The organism is Bradyrhizobium sp. Mp27 (assembly GCF_029953005.1).
GTDB lineage: Bacteria > Pseudomonadota > Alphaproteobacteria > Rhizobiales > Xanthobacteraceae > Bradyrhizobium > Bradyrhizobium barranii.
Genome location: NZ_JASAUS010000100.1, coordinates 25,867 through 34,373, shown reverse-complemented (window position 1 = coordinate 34,373; position 8,507 = coordinate 25,867). Strand labels below are relative to the sequence as shown.

The window sequence follows — 8,507 nt, the reverse complement described above, 5'->3', positions numbered from 1 at the left end:
TCTCCGTCGTTGCCGCCTCCATACCCCCCGCCAACGATTTGCAAACACGTTGATCAACAGACTGCAATCCCCACGCCAAACCTTTGCGAGTGGGACGCGAACGTCGCTTACGGTAAAGCCAGGTTAGTACGTGATTAACTCTGGCCATCCGACGTGGGCGAGTTCGGTGGCATGCAGACGGCGGTGACCGACCGCTGGCGCAAGGTGATCGAGTTGTTAGGGATCAGGAAGGCGTAGCGATCCGGCCTCGCCGACGCTAGGCGCCCCCTGGTAAACGGGCTATGCTTTCTACCCTGCGTTGTCAGGGCTACGAAAGGGAGACGTCCCGTGGCTCACGATCCATCAGAGTTTCCGGTCCAGGCCGCGCCGTTCGACCAGCGCCTGGAGAATTTCGCCAGCCGCGTGAAGGGTGGGCAGGCCAGAGTGGTTGCGATCGGCTCGTCGACCACGGCGGGCGAAGGAGGCATCGCGCCCTATCCGCAGCGGCTGCTGGCGGATCTTCGGATCAGATTTCCAAATGTCGGAATCGAGGTGATCAACCGGGGCGTCGGCGGCGAAGACGCTCCTTTGGAGCTGAAGCGGTTCGAGCACGACGTCTTCGATCTCAATCCCGATCTCGTCATCTGGCAGGTCGGCACCAATTCGGTGTGGCAAGCCGACGGTCCCTCGTTCGCGGACACCACGAAGGCCATCCGCGAAGGTGTCGACCAGCTGCTCGGCGCGAAGCGGATCGACGTGATCCTGATGGACCTTCAATATGTGCCTGCGGTGCTGACACCGGCCAAACGCCAGAAAGCGGACGCCATGGTCGAGGCGATCAGCCAGATCGCCTACGAGAAGCAGGTCAACGTCTTCCGCCGTTTCGCGCTGATGAAGGCCTGGCACGAGGTCGCAAGGATTTCGTTCGAACGCCTGGTCGATCCCGGCGACGATACCAGGCTGCACGCCAGCGACTGGACTACCGACAAGATGACCTGGCAATTGACCGACGCGATCTTCGCCGAGGCGGCGCCTCACGGCACCTAGTCCTGCATGCTCCGTCGGTCCGGACGCCGAACGAGCGATAGGCGCTAGCCGCCTCGCCTGTAGCGTAGGCGCGGCGGCGCAACGTTGACCGGATAATACGGATTGAGATCGCAGGTCGCGGCGCGGCCCGACGCCGTGGCGCGGCACTGCGGCAGCGACGTGAAGGAGCAATCGTACCACTCCCCGCCGCCACCGTTCGCGCCGGAATAGACGTGCATGCAGACGGGAAAGCTGGGATCGAAGGTCTGCGCATGCGACGGCGCAGCCACGGTCAGCGCGCCGACGGTGATGATCAGGGCGGATGAGAAACGCATGAGGGATGTTGCTGCGCGCCGCATCGCGAACAATTACTGCACCTTCTTGTGACGCTTGCGCGGGGGCGGCGGCGGTTCATCGAAGGCATAGTAGGGATTGACATCGCAGCTCGCCGCGCGGCCCGACGCCGTGGCCCGGCACTGCGGGATCGACGTGAAGGAGCAGTCGTAATAGTCGCCGCCACCGCCCCGGCCGCCCGAAGTATAGACGTGCATGCACACCGGATAGCGCGGGTCATAGGTCTGGGCGTCGGCATCTGCCGCCACGAACAGCGCGGCAATCGCGGTGAGGGTCAGGAGAGGCAGGCGCATGGAGACATCCTCGAATCGATGGCGGCGTCGAATCTCGTGCCGACGTCCTCCTATGGCATAACACCACGCCGGAGGCGACTGTTCCTCCGGGGGATGACGGCAAGGTGAGCGGGGTGCGCTGCGCGCGCTACCCGCCCAGCCCCTGCAGGACCAGCCGATTCAGCCTTGCCGCGAACGCGGCAGGGTCTTCGGGCAATTCGCCGTCCAGGATCTGCGCCTGTTCGAGCAGCAGCAGGCTAAGATCGTCGACCGCCCTGGAGCCGGCCTGCGCCGTGGTGATCGCCGTCACCAGCGGATGGCGCAGATTGATCTCGAGGATCGGCTTGGTGCGCATGCCGCGGTTCTGCTGCGACAGGATGCGCTCGAGCTCGCGGCTCGGGCCCTGGCTGTCGGCGACGAGGCAGGAGGCGGAGCTGGTGAGGCGCGTCGAGACCTTGACGTCGCTGACGCGCTCGCCGAGCGCGGCCTTGATCACCGCGATGGTGGCGGCCTCGTCGGCGGCCGGCTCGTCCTGCTTCGCCTCGTCGGCCTCGTCAGTGCGCGGGATCAGGTCGAGATTGAGATCGCCCTGGCTCAGCGATTTCAGCGGCTTGCCGTCGAACTCCGATGGCATCGAGGTCCAGAAGGCGTCGACCGGATCTGACAGCAGCAGCACCTCGATGCCGCGCGCGGTCGCAGCTTCCAGCCGCGGATTGGACTTCAGCCGCTCGATGCTGTCGCCGACGAGATAGTAGATCTCGGTCTGGTTCGGCTTGAAACCGGCGATGACGTCCTTCAGCGAACGCTTCTCGCCCGAGGTGGTGGTGAAGCGTGACAAGGACAGCAGCTTTTCGCGCCGCTCGAAATCCTCGTAGATGCCTTCTTTCAGCACTGCGCCGAAGGCGTCCCAGATCCTGGCAAAATTCTCGGGGTCCTTGTCGGCAAGGCTTTCGAGCTCTGACACCACCCGGGTCGCCACGGCTTTCCGGATCTGCGCGAGCTGCGGATTGTTCTGGAGCATCTCGCGCGAGATGTTGAGCGGGAGATCTTCGCTGTCGACCACGCCGCGGATGAAGCGGAGATAGCCCGGCAACAGATCGGCATCGTCGGTGATGAAGACGCGGCGGACGTAAAGCTTCACCCTGCCCTTGCGGTTCGGCTCGAACAAGTCGAACGGCTTCGTCGACGGGGCGAACAGCAGCACGGCGTAGGAATAGCGGCCTTCCGCGCGGTAGTGCAGCGTCATCGCGGGATCGTCGAAGGCCGATGCGATCTGCTGATAGGCCTTCTTGTAGTCCTCGGCCGTCAGCTCGGACTTGGAGCGCTGCCACAGGGCGCTCGCCGAGTTGATCTGGCGCGGCTCGCCTTCATCCGGCACCAGCTCGATGGGGAACAGGATGTTGTCGGAATAGGCACTGACGATGCGCTCGATCTCGTAGGTCTCGAGATACTTCTTGGCGTCGTCCTTCAGGTGCAGGACGATCTCGGTGCCGCGTGCCACGCGCGCCGCTTCCTCATCGCTTGCGCGCGCGATCTCGAAGCCGGAGCCGCCGGAGGACGTCCAGCTCCACACGTCGCTCTCGCCGGCACGGCGGCTGACCACGACGATCTTCTCGGCGACCATGAAGGCGGAATAGAAGCCGACGCCGAACTGGCCGATCAGGCCGAGGCCGTCCTTGGCCTCCTTCAGCTTCGAGACGAACGCCTTGGTGCCGGAGCGGGCAATGGTGCCGAGATGGTCGATCAGCTCCTGGCGCTCCATGCCGATGCCGTTGTCGGCGATCGTGAGCGTTCCGGCCGTCTTGTTCGGGATGATCCGGATCTTGAGCGCGTCGCCCTCGCCCAGCAGCGCCGGGCTGGCGATGGCTTCATAGCGCAGTTTGTCGCAGGCGTCCGATGCGTTGGAGACGAGCTCGCGCAGGAAGATGTCGGTCTCGGAATAGACGGAGTGCACCATCAGGTGCAGAAGCTCGGAAACCTCGGCCTGGAAAGGCTGCGTATGCGCGGCCGTATCTGACGTCGTCATGCGTTTACCCGGTCAATCAAAAAGGGGAAGAAACCCGGCATATAACGCGAGGGGATAGGGGATCAAGTGGACGTGAAATATCGCCCTCCCCGCCGGGGAGGCGATTTGTCCATGGTGGCCAAGGGCCGCGAGGAAGGATCAGGTCACACAGCGGCCGGGCTGGAGCAGTTTTGCGACCTCGGTCAGGGAGCTGACCATCGGCTCGCAGGCAATCGTCGGCCTCTTGGGGCCCTGCTTCCGGTTCTGGAGCAGCACCGGCGGCTTGGCGTTGCCGGTCTCGATGACCGCGGGGACCCGCAGCAACACCGACGTCTCGGCCAGATCGTTCAGCCGCATCGACACGGTGCGGGTGGGAACCGGGGCCTGCTTGATGTCGGAGACCCGGTCGGCCTTGCCGGAACGGTTGACGTTGTGACCCGAATCTTGCGTGGGCCTGTCGGCGACCGCCTGCCAGCGGTCGGGCAGATCATGGCCGGAGGCCAGCTGCACGGCACCGACCTGGACGGCACCAAGCGTCGCGGCAATCGCGACGGCACCCAAAAATACCTTTTGAATCTGTAACATGGCTGACAATCCCTCGCCCCATGGCGATCCCGGGAACAACGCGATGGGAGGACCGGCAGTTCTCAGCCGTTAAGATCACTTAACCGTGTGCGAAATTCACCCCAGGGCGCATAAAAAGGCCGCACAAAAAAATCTTCACCCGCCTGGAACGACTCTCAGGCCTGAGAGTCGTCTCAACAGCCGGCTATTCCCCCCTGCCCCATAAGCCGGCGACGTAGGGCGCGACTGTGGTGATGCCAGTCGCGCCTTACTTTTGTCCGGGGGAATTTTCCGAGTTTTTGGCTCCGCCCCCATCTTCCGCGCCGGCCGGCCAGGCCAGCGAGGGCAAACCTCAAGGGCGTCCTCATGGGACCGAATGCTTCGCTATCGTTGCAAAGAAGCTGGGTCTCTACACGATCATGAAATTCGATGCGTGCAATTGACTGACCGCGGTATCGACGAAGTCGATAGACCCTGCGTCAGGACCGCTCCCCAGCGCAAGCAGGGCCCCGCCATGTCCATCGCTCCTGAGCGCGCCCATGATGTCGGCGACGGAGTGGTAATCACCTATGCCGTTCGCAAGAGCGACGACGCCGAACGCGTCATTTCCAAATCCGGAGATCGTATCGACCTGGCTGCTGGAGTTGATCGAGACTGTCAGACCCGCGCCGTGATCAATGATGTCGACGTGGGCCGGGCCATTGATGATCGCCTGATTGCCAAACCCGACGAAGTTAAACTGGTCTGATCCGCCATTGACCGTAATGACGTCCTGGCCAATCTGGTTTGTCACATTTGCCTGGGACCCGTTGAGCACCACGTGATTGGCAACGCCGCCAAGTACGATTGTATCGTGGCCCGCGCCTGCAACGACGTTGTCGGATCCGCCGCCGGCCATGATCGTGTTTGTTCCCGAGCCGACGGTGATCTGGTTTCCCGTCCCGCCGAGATTCACGGTGTTGTTGCCATCGCCGAGAGTGACACTATTGGCGCCATCTCCGCCCGTGACGACATCGTTGCCATTGCCAAGCGTGACCGTGTTGCCATATCCGGAAAGCGTCACGCGGTCGTTGCCGTTGCCGGCCGTCGTTTGGCTCGCGCCGTCACCGGGATGGACAACATCGTTGCCGTTGCCCAGCGTGATGACGTTCCCATATCCGCCGGCATTAATGGTGTCGTTGCCGTTGCCGAGCGCGATCGTCGTGGCGCCCGTCGATCCCGTCACCGTGATGTTGCCGTTGCCGCCGGTTACGTGGTTGACGACCCCCTCCAGATAGACGGTGCTGTCACCGCTCGGCACATCAACCGTACCGTATGATCCGGCGTAGATCGTGTCGCTCCCGCCGTTGCCGTGGATGGTATTGAACATGCCATAGGCGTGGATGATGTCGTTGCCCGTCGTGCCCTGAATGACCGCATAACCGGATGCCGGGCCGTCGATCGTCGTGCTCCCGGCTTGATGCGTGTCTGTGACTGACGTGTGGGCGTCGCTGACGGTCACGCCAACGCTGCTCGTGTCGCGCAGGGTGAAAGTGGTCGTTGCGCTGCCGTCTCCGTGCGGCGAGGCGACAAAGGTGAGGGCGTGCAACTCGGCGGTCAGGTTGGCGGCGGTGGTAGCTGTCAGCTCGTAGGTTCCGTTTCCAAGCGAGATCAATCCTGCTCCGGACAAGATGCCGGCGGCACCTGCGAGCGTGATGATCAGACTGTCCGTTGCTGCTGCGTTTGGATCTGTGATCGTTACGCTCGCGAATGGATTGATCGCAGCTCCGTTGCTGGTCGCTTGTCCCGACACGGCTCCAGCGATGGTCGGCAGGGCTGCGGCTGTCAGCAGAATGCCGCCAGAGCTGTCCTTCGCGATGCCGAAGCGCGTGACGGACGTATCCGCCAGTGTGAAGGTCTCGCTGGCCGCACCGTTGCTGACCGTGAGCCTCGAGCCGGATACAGTCACCGTTGCGCCGCTTGTATAGGACAGCCCGGAAAGGTCGACCTGGTCACCGAGCACAATGCCTTTGATCTGGCTTGCAAAGGTCGATGCGCCCGAAACCAGCTTCTGTTCGATCTTGAGCGTGCCTTGGCCGGAGAAGGTGATCGCGTCGTCGGAAATCGCGCCCGCCTTGAGATCAAGCATGCCGCCGGCGATCGTGGTCACGCCGACAATGCCACCCGCTTCGACGAGCTCTGTGGCGCCGTAATAAATGGTCGAAGCGTTCGCGGTGCCCTGATCGAGCACGTCAACCGTGCCACCGTTCAGAGTCGTGGAGGTGACGATGCCACCGTCCGAGACGGAGATGCTTCCTGAATTGAGGATCGTCCCGCTCGCCGCACTGGCGTCGAGCGCCGGCGCGCTTGGATCGCCCGTGGGGTCTGCAATGGATCCCGAAACCGTCATCACACCACCATTGATGGTGGCTTTCTTGGCGATCCCCGCCCCGAACAGGTGCAGTTCGGCGCCGCTGTCGACAACCGCAAAATCGACTTCGCTTCTGATGATGGTGCTGTATGGGGCCCCGGGAGAATGATAGAGCGTCTCTCCCGAAGCATTGATGACGCCGCCCGAGTGAACGATGGTGCCGCTGGCAAAGCCACCATTAGTGAGATTCTGGACACCGCCGGCGTTGACGGTGGTTGACGTCACGATGCCGGTATCGACGTCCTGCTCGGCACCATTGTTGACGATGGTGTGATCGGCCCGGCCCGGCCCCGGTGCATCGTGCAGATAAATGCCGGCGACACGTTGAATGCCGCCCATGTTGATCGTGGTGTAGCTCGCGGTGGAGCTAAGGCCGACATCCTGTTCGCCGCCATTGATAACGGTGTTGCTGGCGGTGGCTCCCAAGTCGAAGTTACCCAGGATTTCCTTGCCACCCGCTGATATCGTCGTGTTCGTGGCTGTGCCGAACACCTTGAACAATACGCCGTCCGATACGGTGAAGCCGTTTTCCGCGTAGCCATAGTCGGCAACAAACGTTGCGCCGCTCTGGAACGTCGTATTGGACAGCGTCGCGCCAGCTTCAGCGATGAGCGTTGCGCCTGCGGAGACAACAGTGTTTTTGGCGACACCGCCGTCCAGGACGGCCAGCGTCACGCTGTTCGCGACAACAAATCCGTTTTCAATCGTGCCGTCGCCGATCTGCAACGTGCTGCCGGCGTTGAAGACTGTCCCCGAAAAATCGGCGTTGCCAAGCACAATGAGGCCGCCATACTGATTGACGGTCGTGTTGGTCGCCGTCGCACCGGCGGACAGCACCATCGTTCCGTAATTGATGGTCGTGCCGGTTGCCGTGCCGCCTGCATCAACGTTCAACGTGCCGAAGTTCTGGAGTATCGTGCCCGATACGACCGCTCCGTCCGACACCGTCAACGTTCCAAAACCTTCAACGATGGTGCCGGTCGCCATGCTGGCGTCGACGGCCGGCTGGCCGGGAACGTTGGCGAACGGATCGGGTATCGATCCCGAGACAGTCATGACGCCGCCGTTGACGACGGCGTTCACTGCAGTCCCGCCGCCAGTGACGTCGAATTCGCCCTGGTAGTTGATGGTTGCAGCGGTTGCCACGCTTCGGATGACAGGCTCCGGATACACCGGCGCCGTTTCCACCGTTTCACCCGAAACCTTGAGGACACCGCCGGAATTGACGATGGTGCCGCGGGCGCTGCCACCATTCGTCACGTTCTGGAGGCCGCCGGAATTGACAGTCGTCGCCGTTGCGCCTCCCGTGTCGACGTCCTGCTCGCCGCCACCATTGATCGTGGTGTGATCGGCTGCGCCCGGGGTTGGACCTTCATGGATATATTGGCCGGTGACGCGCTGGATGCCGCCCTGGTAGATGGTCGTATAGCTGGCGACGCCGTCAAAGACGACGTCCTGTTCTCCGCCATAGATGACAGTGTGGGTTGCCGTGCTCGTTGCGAAGGATCCGCCGACCGTCTGCAGGCCGCCAGCCAAAATCGTCGTGCTATCGACGGAGGCGCCGCCACGGACATCCATCGTGTCGCCGTCGTGGAGCGTAACGCCACTGGCGGGCGGAATAGCCGTCATATGAATGCTCCACGTTCGGTGCCTGGAAGATCAAACGAGCAAAGCAAAATCATGTAACGATTATTCAACTTAAAACTGCGACGGCTGAAAATGCCTGTCAAGCGGCCCTTGTTTTTCGCCGAGCTGTTGATCAGTGACAAAGCCGTGAGGCGTATGCGCGTGAATATTGCTGGATGAATTTATCAGCAGCGTGACGAAAATTGCGGCGACCACGCCCATTCAGGATTCGCGCGAGACATCCGCGTCAGAAGCGGATCATGGCGCGTTA

At 62.4% G+C, this 8,507-nt stretch carries 7 protein-coding genes; 1 reads left to right on the top strand and 6 read right to left on the bottom strand.

The annotated features are described in order from the left end of the window. Positions 1 to 327: 327 nt before the first annotated feature. Positions 328 to 1,026 (top strand): SGNH/GDSL hydrolase family protein, encoded by a 699-nt coding sequence (locus QJT78_RS34985; RefSeq protein ID WP_038942643.1) that lies wholly within the window; start codon positions 328 to 330, stop codon positions 1,024 to 1,026. 44 nt (positions 1,027 to 1,070) lie between these two features. Here the strand turns inward: QJT78_RS34985 and QJT78_RS34980 are convergent, their stop codons facing one another. The 6 genes from QJT78_RS34980 to QJT78_RS34955 form a co-directional block, all read right to left on the bottom strand. Further along, positions 1,071 to 1,340, bottom strand: a complete 270-nt coding sequence (locus QJT78_RS34980; RefSeq protein ID WP_028148135.1) for a DUF3551 domain-containing protein — start codon at positions 1,338 to 1,340, stop codon at positions 1,071 to 1,073. A gap of 33 nt (positions 1,341 to 1,373) precedes the next feature. Then, complete coding sequence (locus tag QJT78_RS34975) at positions 1,374 to 1,652, bottom strand: DUF3551 domain-containing protein (protein ID WP_028148136.1); 279 nt, start codon at positions 1,650 to 1,652, stop codon at positions 1,374 to 1,376. A 127-nt stretch (positions 1,653 to 1,779) separates the two neighbouring features. Continuing rightward, positions 1,780 to 3,657 carry a molecular chaperone HtpG gene (gene htpG / locus QJT78_RS34970; RefSeq protein ID WP_028148137.1) on the bottom strand — a complete coding sequence of 626 codons (1,878 nt, stop codon included), beginning with the start codon at positions 3,655 to 3,657 and terminating at the stop codon, positions 1,780 to 1,782. Between the two features lie 138 nt (positions 3,658 to 3,795). Further along, positions 3,796 to 4,221, bottom strand: a complete 426-nt coding sequence (locus tag QJT78_RS34965; protein ID WP_028148138.1) for a hypothetical protein — start codon at positions 4,219 to 4,221, stop codon at positions 3,796 to 3,798. A 388-nt stretch (positions 4,222 to 4,609) separates the two neighbouring features. Continuing rightward, positions 4,610 to 8,239 carry a hypothetical protein gene (locus QJT78_RS34960; RefSeq protein ID WP_038953230.1) on the bottom strand — a complete coding sequence of 1,210 codons (3,630 nt, stop codon included), beginning with the start codon at positions 8,237 to 8,239 and terminating at the stop codon, positions 4,610 to 4,612. A 69-nt stretch (positions 8,240 to 8,308) separates the two neighbouring features. Next, the gene (locus QJT78_RS34955) at positions 8,309 to 8,458 is read right to left on the bottom strand and encodes a hypothetical protein (protein ID WP_155257742.1); all 150 of its coding nucleotides are present in this window, start codon (positions 8,456 to 8,458) and stop codon (positions 8,309 to 8,311) included. Positions 8,459 to 8,507: the final 49 nt, after the last annotated feature.

Coding starts and splice junctions, on each gene's coding strand:
- QJT78_RS34965 (WP_028148138.1), bottom strand. CDS start 4,221: ATGTTACAGATTCAAAAGGTATTTTTGGGTGCCGTCGCGATTGCCGCG.
- htpG (WP_028148137.1), bottom strand. CDS start 3,657: ATGACGACGTCAGATACGGCCGCGCATACGCAGCCTTTCCAGGCCGAG.
- QJT78_RS34980 (WP_028148135.1), bottom strand. CDS start 1,340: ATGCGTTTCTCATCCGCCCTGATCATCACCGTCGGCGCGCTGACCGTG.
- QJT78_RS34975 (WP_028148136.1), bottom strand. CDS start 1,652: ATGCGCCTGCCTCTCCTGACCCTCACCGCGATTGCCGCGCTGTTCGTG.
- QJT78_RS34960 (WP_038953230.1), bottom strand. CDS start 8,239: ATGACGGCTATTCCGCCCGCCAGTGGCGTTACGCTCCACGACGGCGAC.
- QJT78_RS34955 (WP_155257742.1), bottom strand. CDS start 8,458: ATGGGCGTGGTCGCCGCAATTTTCGTCACGCTGCTGATAAATTCATCC.